This is a genomic window from Pseudomonas sp. FG6, assembly GCF_057809015.1.
This window is the reverse complement of record NZ_JBMDJD010000015.1, coordinates 57,399-72,701: the sequence shown is the minus strand read 5'-3', so window position 1 is coordinate 72,701 and position 15,303 is coordinate 57,399. Positions and strand designations below refer to the sequence as shown.

18 protein-coding genes and 2 pseudogenes are annotated in these 15,303 nt (G+C 64.5%); 13 read left to right on the top strand and 7 right to left on the bottom strand.

Annotation, left to right across the window (positions count from 1 at the left end; translation table 11 throughout):
- Positions 1–90: 90 nt before the first annotated feature.
- The 7 genes from ACODSJ_RS12190 to ACODSJ_RS12160 are packed head-to-tail and all read left to right on the top strand — an operon-like array spanning position 91 to position 6,384.
- Positions 91–768, top strand: a complete 678-nt coding sequence (locus tag ACODSJ_RS12190; RefSeq protein ID WP_489101956.1) for a thermostable hemolysin — start codon at positions 91–93, stop codon at positions 766–768.
- The gene (locus tag ACODSJ_RS12185; protein ID WP_489101955.1) at positions 758–2,239 is read left to right on the top strand and encodes an AMP-binding protein; all 1,482 of its coding nucleotides are present in this window, start codon (positions 758–760) and stop codon (positions 2,237–2,239) included. The genes ACODSJ_RS12190 and ACODSJ_RS12185 overlap by 11 nt, the downstream gene beginning before the upstream one ends.
- The gene (locus tag ACODSJ_RS12180) at positions 2,236–2,910 is read left to right on the top strand and encodes an iron-containing redox enzyme family protein (protein WP_489101954.1); all 675 of its coding nucleotides are present in this window, start codon (positions 2,236–2,238) and stop codon (positions 2,908–2,910) included. The genes ACODSJ_RS12185 and ACODSJ_RS12180 overlap by 4 nt, the downstream gene beginning before the upstream one ends.
- On the top strand, positions 2,897–3,706 hold the full coding sequence (locus ACODSJ_RS12175) for an SDR family oxidoreductase (RefSeq protein ID WP_489102012.1): 810 nt from the start codon (positions 2,897–2,899) through the stop codon (positions 3,704–3,706). Before ACODSJ_RS12180 ends, ACODSJ_RS12175 begins: the two co-directional genes overlap by 14 nt.
- Positions 3,703–4,347, top strand: a complete 645-nt coding sequence (locus ACODSJ_RS12170) for a tetratricopeptide repeat protein (protein WP_489101953.1) — start codon at positions 3,703–3,705, stop codon at positions 4,345–4,347. The genes ACODSJ_RS12175 and ACODSJ_RS12170 overlap by 4 nt, the downstream gene beginning before the upstream one ends.
- Positions 4,348–4,357: 10 nt before the next feature.
- Positions 4,358–5,020 carry a response regulator gene (locus ACODSJ_RS12165; RefSeq protein ID WP_489101952.1) on the top strand — a complete coding sequence of 221 codons (663 nt, stop codon included), beginning with the start codon at positions 4,358–4,360 and terminating at the stop codon, positions 5,018–5,020.
- Positions 5,017–6,384, top strand: coding sequence for an ATP-binding protein (locus tag ACODSJ_RS12160; RefSeq protein ID WP_489101951.1), 1,368 nt, complete (start codon positions 5,017–5,019; stop codon positions 6,382–6,384). The genes ACODSJ_RS12165 and ACODSJ_RS12160 overlap by 4 nt, the downstream gene beginning before the upstream one ends.
- 21 nt (positions 6,385–6,405) lie before the next feature.
- Here the strand turns inward: ACODSJ_RS12160 and ACODSJ_RS12155 are convergent, their stop codons facing one another.
- From ACODSJ_RS12155 to ACODSJ_RS12140, 4 genes and pseudogenes are all read right to left on the bottom strand, one after another.
- Positions 6,406–6,825, bottom strand: a complete 420-nt coding sequence (locus ACODSJ_RS12155; RefSeq protein WP_489101950.1) for a DUF6691 family protein — start codon at positions 6,823–6,825, stop codon at positions 6,406–6,408.
- Between the two features lies 1 nt (position 6,826).
- Positions 6,827–7,261 (bottom strand): YeeE/YedE family protein, encoded by a 435-nt coding sequence (locus tag ACODSJ_RS12150; protein WP_489101949.1) that lies wholly within the window; start codon positions 7,259–7,261, stop codon positions 6,827–6,829.
- A gap of 45 nt (positions 7,262–7,306) precedes the next feature.
- The gene (locus tag ACODSJ_RS12145; RefSeq protein ID WP_489102011.1) at positions 7,307–8,083 is read right to left on the bottom strand and encodes a sulfite exporter TauE/SafE family protein; all 777 of its coding nucleotides are present in this window, start codon (positions 8,081–8,083) and stop codon (positions 7,307–7,309) included.
- Between the two features lie 58 nt (positions 8,084–8,141).
- A pseudogene (locus tag ACODSJ_RS12140) lies at positions 8,142–8,306 on the bottom strand (pyridine nucleotide-disulfide oxidoreductase); the annotation flags it as partial.
- A 33-nt stretch (positions 8,307–8,339) separates the two neighbouring features.
- Between ACODSJ_RS12140 and ACODSJ_RS12135 the strand changes: the two are divergent.
- Together ACODSJ_RS12135 and ACODSJ_RS12130 are read left to right on the top strand one after the other, a co-directional pair.
- Positions 8,340–8,495, top strand: a pseudogene (locus ACODSJ_RS12135) (sigma 54-interacting transcriptional regulator); the annotation flags it as partial.
- Entirely contained in the window at positions 8,469–8,612 is a 144-nt protein-coding gene (locus ACODSJ_RS12130; RefSeq protein WP_489102010.1) for a helix-turn-helix domain-containing protein, read from the top strand. The pseudogene ACODSJ_RS12135 and the gene ACODSJ_RS12130, both read left to right, overlap by 27 nt.
- On the opposite strand, the gene ACODSJ_RS12125 is transcribed toward ACODSJ_RS12130, so the two are convergent.
- On the bottom strand, positions 8,609–9,532 hold the full coding sequence (locus ACODSJ_RS12125) for a universal stress protein (RefSeq protein WP_489101948.1): 924 nt from the start codon (positions 9,530–9,532) through the stop codon (positions 8,609–8,611). The genes ACODSJ_RS12130 and ACODSJ_RS12125 overlap by 4 nt on opposite strands.
- 252 nt (positions 9,533–9,784) lie before the next feature.
- Here ACODSJ_RS12125 and ACODSJ_RS12120 point away from each other — a divergent pair, with 252 nt between their 5' ends.
- From ACODSJ_RS12120 to ACODSJ_RS12110, 3 genes are all read left to right on the top strand, one after another.
- Complete coding sequence (locus ACODSJ_RS12120; protein ID WP_489101947.1) at positions 9,785–9,997, top strand: hypothetical protein; 213 nt, start codon at positions 9,785–9,787, stop codon at positions 9,995–9,997.
- Complete coding sequence (locus ACODSJ_RS12115; RefSeq protein ID WP_489101946.1) at positions 9,994–11,238, top strand: MgtC/SapB family protein; 1,245 nt, start codon at positions 9,994–9,996, stop codon at positions 11,236–11,238. The genes ACODSJ_RS12120 and ACODSJ_RS12115 overlap by 4 nt, the downstream gene beginning before the upstream one ends.
- A gap of 121 nt (positions 11,239–11,359) precedes the next feature.
- On the top strand, positions 11,360–12,271 hold the full coding sequence (locus ACODSJ_RS12110) for a universal stress protein (protein ID WP_489101945.1): 912 nt from the start codon (positions 11,360–11,362) through the stop codon (positions 12,269–12,271).
- 215 nt (positions 12,272–12,486) lie between these two features.
- Here ACODSJ_RS12110 and ACODSJ_RS12105 read toward each other — a convergent pair whose 3' ends face one another.
- The gene (locus tag ACODSJ_RS12105; RefSeq protein ID WP_489101944.1) at positions 12,487–13,050 is read right to left on the bottom strand and encodes a GNAT family N-acetyltransferase; all 564 of its coding nucleotides are present in this window, start codon (positions 13,048–13,050) and stop codon (positions 12,487–12,489) included.
- A gap of 118 nt (positions 13,051–13,168) precedes the next feature.
- A complete protein-coding gene (locus ACODSJ_RS12100) occupies positions 13,169–14,152 on the bottom strand; it encodes a zinc-dependent alcohol dehydrogenase family protein (protein ID WP_489101943.1) in 984 nt (327 codons plus the stop codon).
- A gap of 225 nt (positions 14,153–14,377) precedes the next feature.
- Here ACODSJ_RS12100 and ACODSJ_RS12095 point away from each other — a divergent pair, with 225 nt between their 5' ends.
- Entirely contained in the window at positions 14,378–15,268 is an 891-nt protein-coding gene (locus ACODSJ_RS12095; RefSeq protein WP_489101942.1) for a universal stress protein, read from the top strand.
- Positions 15,269–15,303: the final 35 nt, after the last annotated feature.

Here is a 15,303-nt window from a genome sequence, read left to right as displayed (position 1 = left end):
CTCGGACCTGACAAAAACATTCCACCTTCAGGTTTCGTTAAGAAACGCTCCCGATACTTCTCCCAACCGCTTGAGGGAGAACGTTTATCCATGGCTGATCTTGACTGGAACATCCACCTGCCGCTGGCCTTCGGCGAGGCCGGCCAAGCCGTCCGCCATCTGCACCAGGCCCTGCCGGGACAGGCGCGGCGGGCGGAATTCGAAGCTTTTATCCAACAACGTTTCCGTCATGTCCATGGCGCTGACATTCGGCACTTCATGCCCGAGCTGTTCGGGCTCGACGATGCCCAGGGGCGGCTCTGTGCCGTGGCCGGGGTGCGCCTCGCCGCGCAAGGGCCGCTGTTCCTGGAGCGCTACCTGGACGAACCCATCGAGCCGTTGATCAACGCCGCCGCCGATCGCCCGGTGGACCGCGAAGGCATTGTGGAGGTCGGCAACCTGGCCGCCAGCGACACCGGCAGTGCCCGGTTGAGCATCATCGCGATCACTTATCTGTTGGCCATGGGCGGCCTGGAGTGGGTGGCATTCACCGGCAACGTCGGACTGGTCAACAGTTTCCATCGCCTGGGGCTCAAGCCGGTGACCCTGTGTCCGGCCGACCCGCAGCGGCTAGGGGAGGATCGCCACCTCTGGGGCCGTTATTACGAGAGCCAGCCGTGGGTCCATGTCGGCAACATCCGCGCCGGTTTCATCCATCTGCGCAACACCGGCCTGTTCACTCGCCTGGGACTGCCGACAACGCTGGGGGAGACCTGTCATGTCGCCTGAAATGCAGCGATTCAAACGTACCCTGCACGAACATGCCCAGCGCCAGGGACAGGCTGTCGCGCTGTGGGGTGACGATGGGCAAATGGACTACGCCACGCTCTATGCCGAGGTGCAGCTACGCCAGCAACGCCTGCGCGACGAACACATCGGCGTCCTCGCCCTGGCCCTGGACAATGGCATCGAAGCGATGCTCTGGGACCTCGCCGCACTGTTCGAGGGGGTGTGCTGCGTCATCCTCCCGGCGTTTTTCAGCCAGGCCCAGCGCCGCCACTGCCTGGAGCAGAGCCAGGCCGAGCGCGTGCTCGCCGAGTCGGTGTTCGACGCTGAGCTGCAAGCCGCTGGCTATCAGCGCAGCGGGGCGTTCTGGCAGCGACATTTCGACGAGCCGGGCCGCTTGCCGCCTGGTACCGCCAAGCTGACCTTCACCTCCGGCACCACGGGGACGCCAAAGGGCGTGTGCCTGAGCGCCGACAGCCTGCTGCGGGTGGCCTATGAGCTGGAGCAGGCCAGCCGCCCGGTCGCGCCCGGCCATCACCTGGCCTTGTTGCCCCTGGCAATCCTGCTGGAGAACCTCGGCTGCTACGCGGCGTTGTATGCCGGCGCGATGCTCAGCCTGCCGAGCCAGAAGACCCTCGGTATCCAGGGCGCCAGCGGAATCGACCCGGCGCGCCTGTTCGGTTGCCTGGCCGAGCGTCGGGCACAGAGCCTGATTCTGGTGCCGCAGTTGCTGTTGATGCTGGTCATGGCGACCGAGCAGCACGCGTTCGACCCGCGCACCTTGCGGTTTGCCGCCGTGGGCGGGGCACGGACCTCCCAGGAATTGTTGCAGCGTGCCCAGCGCCTGGGCCTGCCGGTGTTTGAAGGTTATGGGCTGTCGGAATGCGCCTCGGTGGTGTGCCTCAATCGACCGCAGGCCCAGCGTGCCGGCAGTGTCGGTCGACCGCTGCCCCATGTGGAGGTGCGCCTGGCCGACGACGGCGAAGTCCTGATCAAGGGCTCGACCTTGCTCGGTTACCTGGGAGAGCCACCGCACCAGGGCCCGTGGTGGCCCAGCGGCGACCTGGGCGAGTTCGACGCCGAGGGTTTTCTGTACCTGCGGGGGCGCAAGAAACATCAGTTCGTGACCAGTTTCGGTCGCAACGTCAATCCCGAATGGGTGGAAGCCGAACTGACCCAGGGCGGTGAGATCGCCCAGGCCTTTGTCTACGGCGAAGCCATGCCGCTCAACCACGCATTGCTCTGGCCGATCCGACCCGAGTGCCCCGACCAGGCGCTGGAAATGGCCGTGACCAAGGCCAACGCCGCGCTCCCCGATTACGCCCGGATCCATCGCTGGACGCGCCTGGACCAACCCTTCAGCGCCGCCAACGGCATGCTCACCGCCAACGGCCGACCGCGCCGCGAGGCCATCGTCGAGCATTACCGGACGCTGCTTACCGAACCTGTCCTGCCTGAGGAATCCCCGTCATGAGTTTTTTCGACACCTTGCAAGAAGCCACCCAGCAAGAACGCCAGACGTTGTTCAACCTGCCCATCATCCGCGACGCTCTTGCAGGTCAGGTCAGCCTGACCAGCTACCGGGGCTTCCTGATCCAGGCCTATTACCACGTGCGCCATACCGTGCCGTTGATGATGGCCTGCGGCGCACGCCTGCCTGCGCATTTGGAATGGCTGCGCAAGGCCGTGTGCGAGTATATCGAGGAAGAGTACGGACACGAGCAATGGGTGCTCGATGACATTGCTGCCTGCGGTGGCGACAAGGAAGCGGTGCGCAACGGCCAACCCGCGTTGCCCATCGAGCTGATGGTCAGCTACCTCTACGACCTGATTGCCCGAGGCAACCCGGTGGGGTTGTTCGGCATGGTCAACGTGCTCGAAGGCACCAGCATCGCCCTGGCGACCCATGCGGCCGAGAGCATTCGCCAGCGCCTGGAACTGCCCGCCAGTGCGTTCAGCTACCTGAGCTCCCACGGGTCCTTGGACATTGAGCACATGCAGACCTACCGCAGCTTGATGAACCGGCTCGACGACCCGGCGGACCAGGCGGCGGTGATCCATGCCTCCAAAGTGGTGTATGGACTGTACACCGACATGTTCCGGGGCTTGCCCCGTGATGGAGGGCATGAACATGCGCCTGTGTGATGCTCGCGTGGTGCTGACGGGCGCCAGCGGCGGGATCGGCCAGGCCATCGCCGACGCGCTGTGCGCCAGCGGTGCGCGGGTGCTGGCCGTGGCCAGGCACCGCGAGGCGCTGCTGCCATTGATGGAGCGTTACCCGCAGCAGCTGTTCTGGGCGGGTGCCGACCTGACTGTCTCTGCGGAACGGCGCAAGGTCCTGGCTGCCGCCGAGGCCTTCGGCGGCATCAACTTGCTGATCAATGCCGCGGGTGTGAACCACTTCGCCATGCTCGAACAGCTGGACGACAGCGAAATCAACGCCATGCTGGCGGTGAACGTCAGTGCGCCGATTTGCCTGACCAAACTGCTGCTGCCCCTGCTCGAACAGGCCGACAGCGCCATGGTGGTCAATGTCGGCTCGACCTACGGGTCGATCGGCTATCCCGGCTACGCCAGCTATTGCGCCAGCAAGTTTGCCTTGCGCGGTTTTTCCGAGGCCCTGCGCCGGGAACTGGCGGACACCCGCGTCGGCGTGCTCTACGTGGCGCCCCGGGCCACGCGCACGTCGATGAACAGCCCGGCGGCCGACGCCCTCAATCACGCGCTCAAGGCCAATGTCGACGATCCGCAGACCGTAGCGTCGGCGGTGATCCACGCCATCATCGGCGACCGCCGGGAACTGTACCTGGGCTGGCCCGAACGCTTTTTCGTCGGCCTCAACAGCCTGCTGCCCAACCTGGTGGACCGTGGCTTGCGCAAGCAATTGCCACTGGTCCGCCGCCTGAGCCATAAACCCGAGAACGAGCACCCCAAGCCATGAAAAAAATCCTCGCCTGTGTCCTGTTCGGTGCGTTGAGCCAAAGCGTCTGGGCCCTGGACAGCGCCGACCAGCAACGCCTTGCGGCCATCCAGCAAAGCTGGGCACACATCCAATATGAACTGCCCGAAGGGCAACGCGCCGACGCTTTCGAGAAGCTGGCCGCCCAGGCCTCGACGTTCAAGCAGGAACGACAGTCGGTGGCCGAGGCGTGGATCTGGTCCGGCATCGTCAACAGCAGTTGGGCCGGGGCCAAGGGCGGGATCGGTGCGTTGAGCAAGGTCAAGGAAGCCAAAGGTGACCTGGAAACCGCCTTGACGCTGGACCCCAAGGCCCTGCAAGGTTCGGCCTACACCAGCCTTGGCGCGCTCTATGACCGGGTGCCAGGCTGGCCCTTGGGTTTTGGCGATTCGGACAAGGCCGAGCAGTTGCTCACCCAGGCATTGCAAATGAATCCGAATGGCATCGACAGCCTGTACTTCTGGGGCGATCACCTCTACCGCCAGAAGCGCTACGCTGAAGCCAAGGTGGCCCTGCAAAAAGCCTTGCAGGCCGCGCCCCGGCCCGGTCGGGAAAGTGCCGACACCGGGCGCCGCAAAGAGATCGAAGCGTTGCTGGTGGACGTGAACAAGAAACTCGACTGACGGAGTGTGCGTGCGTCTATTACTGATCGAGGATGACGTGGCCCTGGGGGACGGCATCCGCCAGGCCCTGGGCCGCGAAGGCTACACCGTGGACTGGTTGCAGGACGGCAGCAGCGCCTTGCATTCGTTGCAAAGCGAAGCCTTTGACCTGGCCGTGCTGGATTTGGGCCTGCCACGGATGGATGGCCTGCAAGTGCTGCGCCGCTTGCGTGACGGCGGTTCGAACCTGCCGGTGCTGATTCTCACCGCCCGGGACGCCACCGAAGACCGCATTGCCGGACTGGATGCCGGCGCCGACGATTACCTGGTCAAGCCCTTCGACCTGGCGGAACTCAAGGCGCGGCTGCGGGCCTTGTTGCGCCGTAGTGCGGGCAGGGCCCAGGCGCTGATCGAACACGCCGGCATCAGCCTTAACCCGGGTAACCAGCAAGTCAGCTATCAGGGCAAGCCTGTGGCGTTGACGCCCAAGGAGTATCAACTGCTCCACGAACTGCTCTCGCCACCGGGCCGGGTCATGACCCGCGATCATCTGATGCAGTTGCTCTACGGTTGGAGCGAAGAGGCCGAGAGCAACACCCTGGAAGTGCACATCCACCACTTGCGCAAGAAATTCTCTACCGACCTGATCCGCACCATTCGAGGTGTCGGCTACCTGGTGGAGGAGTGTCGATGAGTTCGATCCGCCGGCGCACCCTCACGCTGATCCTTGGCCTGCTGTTCCTGGGCCAGTTGATCATCAGCATCTTCAATGTGCATGACAGCAACCACGAGATTGCCGAAGTCTATGACGCCCAGTTGGCCCAGAACGCGCGCTTGCTGCAAGGTGTCATGCGCATGCCGATGGCCAGCAAGGCCCACACCGAGTTGTACCAGGCGTTCAACCAGGCGCTGGGGCAGGCGACCCCCGGCGGAGCCGGCCATCCCTACGAAAGCAAGATCGCGTTTCAGGTCTGGAATGCGCAAGGCGCGATTCTGGTCCATACCGTCAGTGCACCGACCTTCACGGCAGCACCCGTGGGTGCAGGCTTTAGCGATGTGGTGGATCAGAAACAGCGCCAGTGGCGAACGTTTGTCCTGGACGACCCGCAGTATGGCTTGAAGATCTGGGTTGGCGAGCGTGACGACGTGCGCGCCGACCTGGTCGATCGCATTGTCCGTCATACCGTCGTGCCCAACCTGATCGGCAGCCTGGTCCTGGCCATCGTGATCTGGCTGGCCATTGGGTGGGGGCTCAAGCCCCTGGTCGATATGGCTGCCACTTTGCGCGGCAGGCATCCAGGTTCGCTCGAACCCTTGCGCATGATGCCGCTACCGACTGAGCTTGAGCCCATGCAGGCGGCGCTTAACCGTGTGTTGGCGCAGATCCAGGAGTTGATGGGCCGCGAGCGTCGCTTCATCGCCGACGCGGCCCACGAACTGCGCACGCCCCTGGCGGTCCTCCGGGTGCATGCCCAGAACCTGATGGAGGCGGGGAGCGAGCAAAGTCGCTGCGAATCCCTGGCCCACCTGATCGCGGGAGTCGACCGGGCCACACGGCTGGTCAATCAACTGCTCACCATGGCGCGCCTCGAACCGCAGGCTGACGTGCGCACCCCGACGGCCATCGACCTGGCCGCCACGGTTCGTGAAAGCCTGGTGCAACTGACCCCCTGGCTGTTGAGCAAGGGACTCGAACCGGTGCTGGATGTCAGCGCTGAAGTCGGGGCGGTCAGGATCGACCCGGCGGTCATCGATATCGCCCTGAACAATCTGGTGACCAATGCGGCCAACTTCTCGCCCGACCACGGGGTGATCACGGTTCGGTTGGCAAAGAAAGCAGATCACTACGAGCTGGCCGTCGAGGACGAGGGCCCGGGAATCGACGAAGCCGAGCGTGACCGGCTCTTCGAGCGTTTCTACAGCCGTGGCAATGATCAGGGCGCGGGCCTGGGGTTGACGATCGTGCGTGCCATCGCCGAGCGCCTGGGGGGCCAGGTCCGGTTGGAGAACCGGGCCGAGGGAGGGCTGCGCGCGACGTTGGAGATCGCCCGCTTTTAACTCACCCTGCCGCAAGCCGCCTCAGCGGCTGCGGCGACTCTCCAGCGTGCTGAACAGCACCATGCCCGCCACCATGGCCACGCTGAACACCCAGGCTTGCCAATGCCCCGTCAGCAGGGTGGTCACGGCGGGCCCGGGGCAGATGCCCGCGACGCCCCAACCGATACCGAACACCAGGCTGCCGCCGATCAGGCGTCGGTCCAGCTCCCGCTTGACGGGTAGCTGCATGGGGCTTCCCAGCAGCGAGCGCGATTGCCGGCGTGCCCAGGCCAACGGACCACAGGCGGCCCCGATGGCCCCGACCATCACCAGGCCCAGGGAAGGGTCCCAGGCCCCGGCCAAGTCCAGGAATGCCAGGACTTTGGTCGGGTTGGTCATGCCCGCCAACAGCAGGCCGACGCCGAACAGCAGCCCAGCCAGGAATGCAGTCAATTTGAGCATGTCACACCCCCAGCACGTGGCGCAGGACAAACACCGTGGCAAAACCGCTGAGCATGAAGCACGCCGTGGCGACCAGCGAGCGTGGCGACAGGCGCGAGACGCCGCACACCCCATGGCCGCTGGTGCAGCCGGAGCCATAGCGGGTGCCCACGCCCACCAGCAGGCCGGCGACGATGAGGCCGAACCAGCCGCTCTGGAACGTTATCGTCGGCACGACGGCAAGCACTCCCCAGAGCAGCGGGGCGACGAGCAGCCCGAGGAGAAACAGTGCCTTTTCCCCCGCGCCGTCGCCGCCTCGTTGCAAGAGGCTGCCAATCAGGCCGCTGACGCCGGCGATGCGCCCATTGGCAACGACGAACAGGCTCGCCGCCAAGCCAATCAGCACACCCCCCGCCAGGGATGACCAGGGTGTGAAGTTGAGCCAGTCGACATTCATGAGATGTTCCTCCACTGCAACAACGTTGATATCACGACCCCGGGATCAGCCAATGGCTTTCACCAGCAGGGCTATTGCCACCAGCACGGACAGCAGGGCAAAGCCTTTTTGTAGATGGGGCTCCGCCAGCCTGGCCGCGATCAGGCGCCCGCCCGCCATTCCCAAGAGTGCTCCCAGGGAGAACGGCACGGCAACCGCCCATTGCAAGTGCCCGGCGGCCGAGCTTGCAACCACCCCGGAGATGGACACCAGGGCGATGACGGTCAGCGAGGTGGCGAGTACCGACTGCGTGCTCAAGTTGGTGTAGCGCCGCAGCGCCGGCACCATCACGAAACCACCGCCCACGCCCAGCAGGCCGGAGAGCACCCCGGCCAGCATGCCTGAGGCCGTGAGAGCCCATGCACACGGGCCGGTCCAGTTGAGTTTGCCTCGGCGGTCATCCAAGAGGCACGGCGGTGGTTTTTGCCGCAGCGCGGCTTTTTTTCCGGCGTAACCGGGCAATGATTTTTGAAAGGCACGGAACGCCACGTACATCAGCACAATGGCAAACAGGATCGTCAGCGGGCGGTTGGGGGTGCGTTGGGCCAGCCAGAGCCCGACGGGGGAGCAGACGATCCCGACACTGGCGGTCAGGAGCGCGGCTTTATAGCGTACGGTGCGGTTTCGCAACCCCATCACGGCGCCCAGGGTGGCGGCCAGGCACACCGCGAGCAAACCGATCGGCCCGGCTTCAGCCATGCTCAGGCCCACACCGAAAACCAGGAATGGAACGGCCAATATGCCGCCGCCTGCACCCGTCAACGCCAGGATGATGCCCACCATGAACCCGAGTAATGGCACGGTCACGTTTTCGTACTCCCGGCTTTCAGGTTCGACTTCATAAGTCCGCCAGCTCCGGTTTTGCCAGCCACAGGTTATGCGCCACGACCGGAGCCTGCTTGCGGGCGGCTGCGGCGGTCCTGGCGCTGCGGGTGTTGGCGACGTCACCCATTGTATGAATATTAGCCCGTGCCTTATGGCGCAACGTGTCGGGAGGCATGTCCATTCTCTGATTTCATTTCTGGAATATGAGCCGCACAGTGACCGGGCCAACGGGCCCTTTGTGGTCGTCGATTGTACCGGCTTGACCGAAACGTTGTTCGAGAGCGAGCTGTTCGGCCATGAGAAGGGCGCCTTCACGGGGGCGACGATGCGCAAGCCCGGCCTGGTGGAAACGGCCCAGGACGGCACGCTGGCCGAGGCCCTGGCGACGTTCCACGGCAGCCGCAGCGAACTGGCCCGGCACCTGAGCCTGAGCGAGCGTACGTTGTACCGACGGCTCAAGGCCCAAGGGCTGGACAGCGACGGTTAGCCAACCGGCTGCGGGGCGATCACCCACAAGCTGCACGGCATCTTGTACAGCAGGCTTTCTATGGTGCTGCCGATCAGCTTGCGCTGATTGGCGTAGCGCACACGCCCCATGACGATGACATCGATGTCGTGGGACGCCGCGTAGCTGGCCAGTACCTTGGCCGGGTCGCCCATGATCATGCGCCGTTGTTCCGGGGCGATGCCGTTGCGTTCGGCCAGGGCGTCGAAGGCGGTGCCCTGGGATTCGTAGAGTTGACGGGCCAGGGTCGAGGAGAAGAACACCGAACCATCGCCGAAACCGTACTGGGCGGCGGTGATGGACGACAGGTCATAGGCGTAGATGACTTCCAGCGCCGCGTCGCAGGAGGCCGCCAGTTTGCTGGCTTCGTTCAGGATCCGGTCGTTGAGTCCTTCATAGCCGGCGTCGTGATGAAATGGATCGATGGCTGCCAGGATCTTGCGCGGCCGTGCGTGGCTGGCTTTGTTGACAAAGTGCAGCGGCACGTCGCATTCGCGCAGCAGGTGCACGTCCAAGGGCGTGAACATCAGGCGCGAGAGCCAGGAATCGTGTTCCACCGTCTTGACCAGCGCGGTCATCGGTTCTTCCTTGAGGTGAATCAGGATCTCCTGCAAGGGGCGCTCGACCCACGTCACTTCTGTCGTGACTTCAATTCCCAGCTTGCGCAGTGGCCTGGCCTGTTCTTCCAACCACTGGCGATGGCGCTCGATGTAGCCGAGGCGCATCTGCTCCAAGGCCTGTTCGTTGACCAGGTTGGCCGTGGCGAGGCCTTCGAGGTAGTCGAAGGCGACAATGTGCAGCGCGGCACCCTCGGCCTTGGCCAGCGCGGCTGCCCGATCGAAAGCCGGACTGTGTTCCATCAGCGGTGAGACGACCAGCATCAAGCGTGATTGTGCGGACATGGCAAACCTCCCGGGCAGGGGCCTGTTGACGCGGGGCGACCCTTCGCCCGGCGTGGTGTCTGGTGCTCTGTACAGGCTCATCATGGTCGCCATCGGCGCCGCTGACTTGACCTGCATCAAACTCATCCTAAAAGCCTGGTCCGGGCCGGTACGCACTCGAGCAACCGCGCTTTGTTTGATCATGATCAATCCGCAAGGCGCGGCAGCGGCGCACGCTCGACAGGTCATAGGGGCGCTGTCGGGAGGCAGGTCATGATTATTCGCATAAAAGAGCAACAGGCGGGGCAACGTTGGGTGGTCACCCTGGACGCCTGGCAAGTGGGGTTCAAGCGCCTGGATGAAGCCCAAGCCTTCGCCAGGACATTGCAGGGGCGAATTGATGCGCCGCATCCCTGGCCGGCGCTGCGACCGGTTGCGCCGCAGGTGCCAGCGGCCCGGCGAACACCTGCGCCCGCCGCACCATGACCCCAACCCTGGGTTTTGCCAATGCCGCCGCCGCGCTGGGGATCGGCCTGCTGATCGGCCTTGAACGCGAGCGCCGCAAAGGTGAGGACGAACGAAGCCATTTCGCCGGCTTGCGCACCTATGCCATTACGTCTTTGCTGGGCTATGTCACAGCCCAGGTCGGCGGCGCCTTGCTGCTGGGGTTCGTGGCGCTTGGGTTGGGCGCGCTGGTGACGGCCGCGTATTGGCGCACTTTGGGCAAGGACGCGGGCATTACCAGTGAAGTGGCGTTATTCGGGGTGCTGGCCCTGGGCGCACTCTGCGTGAGCGATCCGGCGCTGGCGATTGCCATCGGAGTGGTGATCGCCGGGTTGTTGGACAGCCGCCAGGCGTTGCACCACTTTGCCCGTGACCAATTGACCGCTGTCGAGTTGCGCGATGGCCTGGTGCTGTTGATCGCGGCGCTGGTGGTGCTCCCGCTGGCGCCGGACCGTTACCTTGGGCCCTACAACGCGATTAACCTGCGCACCATTTGTACGCTGACCGTCATGCTGATGGCCGTCGGGGCGTTGGGGCACATCGCGGTGCGAACCCTCGGCACGCGTTATGGCTATGCCTTGGGGGCGATTGCCTCCGGGTTCGCCTCCGCCACGGTGACCGTGGCCGCCATGGGCAGCATGGCGGCCAAGGAGCCGATGAACCTCAAGGTGTTGAGCGCCGCCGCCGTGTTGTCCAACCTGGCGACCGTCGTCCAGATGGGGCTTATTCTCAGCGCCGTGGAGCCCGCGCTGTTGCGCTGGATGTGGGCACCGTTACTGTTTGGCCTGTTGGCTACCCTGGTCTATGCCGCCGTGCTGATGTTTCCCCGGCCCAGGGTTCGCGCCGCCGAGTCCATCAAGGTGGGTGGGGCGTTCAGCCTGAAACTGGCGCTGACGGTCACCCTGATGATGACCGGCATCACGGTGTTGTCGTCGATGATGCTCGATGAGTTCGGGCAGGCCGGCGTCATTGTCACCGCTGTCTTCAGTGGCTTGGCCGACGTCCATGCCTCGACGGCCTCCGTCGCGTCCCTGGCGAAGGGTGGGCTGCTGTCGTTCGACGGTGTCGCCGCGCCGGCCCTGATGGCCTTCAGCAGCAACTCGCTGAGCAAATGCGCGGTGTCTTGGTTCAGTGGAGGGCGCGGGTTCGCCCGGTATGTCATTCCCGGGCAGGTGCTGATCACGCTGGCAATGTGGGTCGCGCTCCTGGTTCCCCACGTTTGAACCACGGGTTTTTCCTTGACTTGATGGCGGTTTGATAAAGATCAACGACGTGTCTGGGCAAACCCTCATCCTGAAACCCTCCATTGACCCAAGTGGCTGTCGCCACGTGCCGAGGTGTTCCATGTCTCAGACTCGACGTTTGCTGTTAGTGGCGCCCGACGCCATGACCCGTACGCCTGCATTTGACCGTGCCACCGAGCTGGCGTTGGCGATGGACCTGCCGTTGCACATCGTCGCCATCGATTACCTGGACCTGCTGTCGGTCGCCGGCCTGTTCGCGCCCGAGCAGGTCAAGCAGGCCCGCGATGGCTATGTTGAAACCCATCGCCACTGGTTGTGGCAGCAGGCTGAGCTGGCGCGTCGGCACGGGGTGGACGTGACGAGCGAGGTGGTGTGGGCCAAGGACGCGTATCAAGCCTTGCAGCACTACGTCATGGAAATGCCGCTGATGCTGATCATCAAGGATGCCGAGCCCGAACCGGCCATGAAGCGGATCTTTTTCACCCCCTTGGACTGGCGCCTGCTCCGGGATTGTCCGGTGCCTGTGCATCTGGTCACGGACGCCCGTCATCCACGGCCCCGTCGGATCCTGGCGGTGGTCGATGTGCTGCGCAGCGAGGACCAGGACCTGGTCTTCAACGACCAGATCGTCGACGCTGCGGTAAAACTGGCCGAGCAGTGCGGCGCGCAGGTCGAGTTGTTACACGCCTTCGACTGGACGGCCGTGTACGCCTCGGACATGGGCGTTGGCGCGCTTCCCCTGGCCACCGGCATCTACGAGGCGCTGGGCCAGGAGCAGCACGCGGTGTTCGAATCTTTGGCCGAGCGTCATGGCGTGCCACCCCAGCAGCGCCATTTCATTGAAGATTCACCGTTGATCAGCATCTGTACGTTCGCCACCGACCATCAGTGTGACGTCATCGTCATGGGCACGACGCAGCATCGCGGCCTCGACCGGCGCTTGGGCAGCACCGCTGAACAGATCCTGCAGCGCGCGCCCTGCAGCGTATGGGCGATCAAGCCGCAGGAGTGAAGGCCATTGTCGCTGCGTGAGGCTTCGAAACGAGCGCTCACGCAGCGATGCCTGGCTAGTGGCCTGTGTGGCTAATTCGCGCACTCAACTTCGGCGCCAGGACTTACCAGGCTGCGTTGCCATTCCTCGCCGTAGCGGGCTACGACTCGTCATGGCGCCTTGCCTGGCAAGCCCTGGCACTCGAATTTGAGTACTCGAATTAACCGTACAGGCCACTAGAGAGGCAGGCTGTGGATCACCTGGCGGGTGTCGTCGGGGTCGGAACGGGTCTCGAAGCCCAGGCTGCGGGCCAGGTCACGCATGGCGGCATTGTCGGCGGCATCGACGGAGTACAGCCGGTGAAAGCCGTTTTTGCGTGCCGCTTCTATCAGGTGTTCCATCAATAACGTGCCCAGGCCCAGATGCTGCCACAGGTCGGCAACGGTCACGGCGCACTCGCATGCGGTTTCGCTGGTCGCGCAATAGCGGCTGACACCGATCTCGATCAACTGGCCGTCCTCGTGGACGAGGGCGACATAGGCCATGCGGGTCTTGTAGTCGACATCCATCAATTGATCGAGCATGGCTGCGCCGGGCTCGTTGACCTGCGCCAAGAAACGCATGTGCCGCGACTCTGGCGACAGGCGCTTGATGAAGTCGTACTCACGCTGGCGATCCTCATCCTTCATCGGCCGGATCAGCACGTGCCGACCGTCCTTGAGGGCCTGGATCCAGTGCTTGCCACGGGTGCTGGCATACAGGGCCGCGGCGTGTTCATTGTGGTCTTTGACGGTGAGCATGATGCGGTCCTCCGGCGGATATGAGCGGCGCGGCAACGCCATGTATTGATGACTGTTCTACGCCCGCGTAGGAGCCGGGTTCTGATCTGGATCAGTGCTTGGGTGTCCGCCCATCGATTCAGGGGATGAGCACGATGGCGCCGTTGACCTGTCCGGCCCGCAGTTGCTCCAGGGCCTGATTGGCTTGCGTCAGCGGGTAGCAGGTCACCTTGCTGTGCACGGGCGTGCGCTGGATCTGCTCGAAGAACGCCACGCCGTCCGCGCGGGTCAGGTTGGCGACCGAGCGCACGCTGCGTTCCTGCCACAGCAGGCGATAGGGGAAGCTCGGAATGTCGCTCATATGAATGCCGGCGCACACCACGCAACCGCCCTTGGTGGTGTCTTGCAACGCCGTCGGCACCAGCGCGCCGACGGGGGCGAAAATCACGCTGGCATCCAGCGGGTGGGGAGGGGCCTGGTCCGACGCACCAGCCCACGCGGCGCCCAGTGAACGGGCATAGGCCTGGCCGTTCTCATCGCCGGGCCGGGTGAAGGCGTAGACCTTCTGGCCGCGTCCCACGGCGACCTGGATCGCCAGGTGCGCGGCGGCGCCGAACCCGTACAGGCCAAGGTGCAGGGCGTCTGGCACCATTTGCAAGGCACGGAAGCCGATCAGCCCGGCGCACAGCAACGGCGCGGCTTCGGCGGCGTCCAGCGTGTCGGGGAGGGGAAAGCAGAAACGTGCATCGGCCACGGCGTAGTCGGCATAGCCGCCGTCCAGCTGACAACCGGTGAACAGCGCCTGGTCGCAGAGATTCTCCCGGCCTGAACGGCAGAAGTCGCATGCGCCACACGTCCAGCCCAGCCACGGCACGCCGACCCGCTGGCCGATCCGGTGCGTGGTCACATCCGTGCCGACGGCCGTGACCTCGCCGACAATTTCATGGCCAGGCACGCGCGGCAAGCGTGCCTGAGGAAGCTCGCCGTCAAACAGGTGCAGGTCGGTGCGGCAGACGCCGCAGGCCAGTACCTTGATCAGCAACTGCCCGGCGGCCGGCGCCGGCACGGGGCGCTCCTCCAGTTGCAGGGGCTGGCCGGGCGTGTGCAGGACCATGGCGCGCATGAGCGGTCTCCTGAATAAGGGGGGCGCCACGGCGGTAGGTGGCGCTAACCCCATCAGCCGACAAGATGGATGAGCCTGGCCTTCGTGATTCTGATGTAAATCAAGTCGGGTTCATCGCCGCGCGTCAGAATCAGGCATGGGCCGGCCTCCGGGACGAACCGGGCGCCCCGGAATATGATTGCCTGGGCGCGTCAAGGCGCTCGGGCCGACGTTCGGAGATTCATCATGAGCCAGTACCAACGCTTGTTGTTGATCATCAACCCGGCACAGCGGCATTCTCCGGCCCTTCACCACGGCGCCGCCCTGGCAGCGGCCAGCGGCGCGCACCTGCATGTCACCGCGTTGATCCCCTCGTTGGATGTCCTCTCGCTGCTCGAACAAGAGCCTCGCGAAGAGGCGCGCCAGAATTACCTGCAAGACCACCGCAACTGGTTGGAGGAGGAGGCTGACAAAATGCGCCGCCGGGGGCTGCGAGTCACCACCGAGGTCGGATGGGCCGACGCGATGCGCGAAGAGATCCTGGAACATGTCACGCAAATACAGCCCGACCTGCTGATCAAGCAAGTGCAGCATGAGTCGGTGCTCAAGCGGGCCTTTTTCACCCCGCTGGACTGGCGTCTGCTGCGCGAATGCCCGGTGCCGTTGTACCTGGTGGGTGCGTCCGGCCATGCGTTGCCGCGCAAAGTGGTCGCCGCCGTGGATCCGTCCAGTGCGTTTGCCAGGAACAGCGGCCTCAACGAGCGCATCATCCGCCAGGCCCTGGGCCTGGCCGTGCAGTGCGATGCCGAGTTGCATCTGGTTTACGCCTCGCAGGAGTCGTCGGCCTATCTGGGTGACGCCGGCGGTGGCGGCCTGTTGGTGTCCAAGCTCGGCAAGGAGCTGCGCAAGAGCCTGGAGAAGTCTTTCCAGGAATTGGCCAATCTGTTCGGTGTGCCGGCCGAGCGCAGGCATTTTCTGCTTGGGCATCCGGTGGCGGCCTTGAGTGAGTTCGCCCTTGAGCAGGAGGTGGATGTGATCGTCATGGGTCGGTCCCAGCACGACGCTCTGCAAGGGCTGTTGGGCAGCACGACGGAACACATCCTCTACCAGGTGTCTTGCAGCGTCCTGGCGGTGTGATGCCGAGCCCGTGAAGGGCGCAACAGTCAACGATT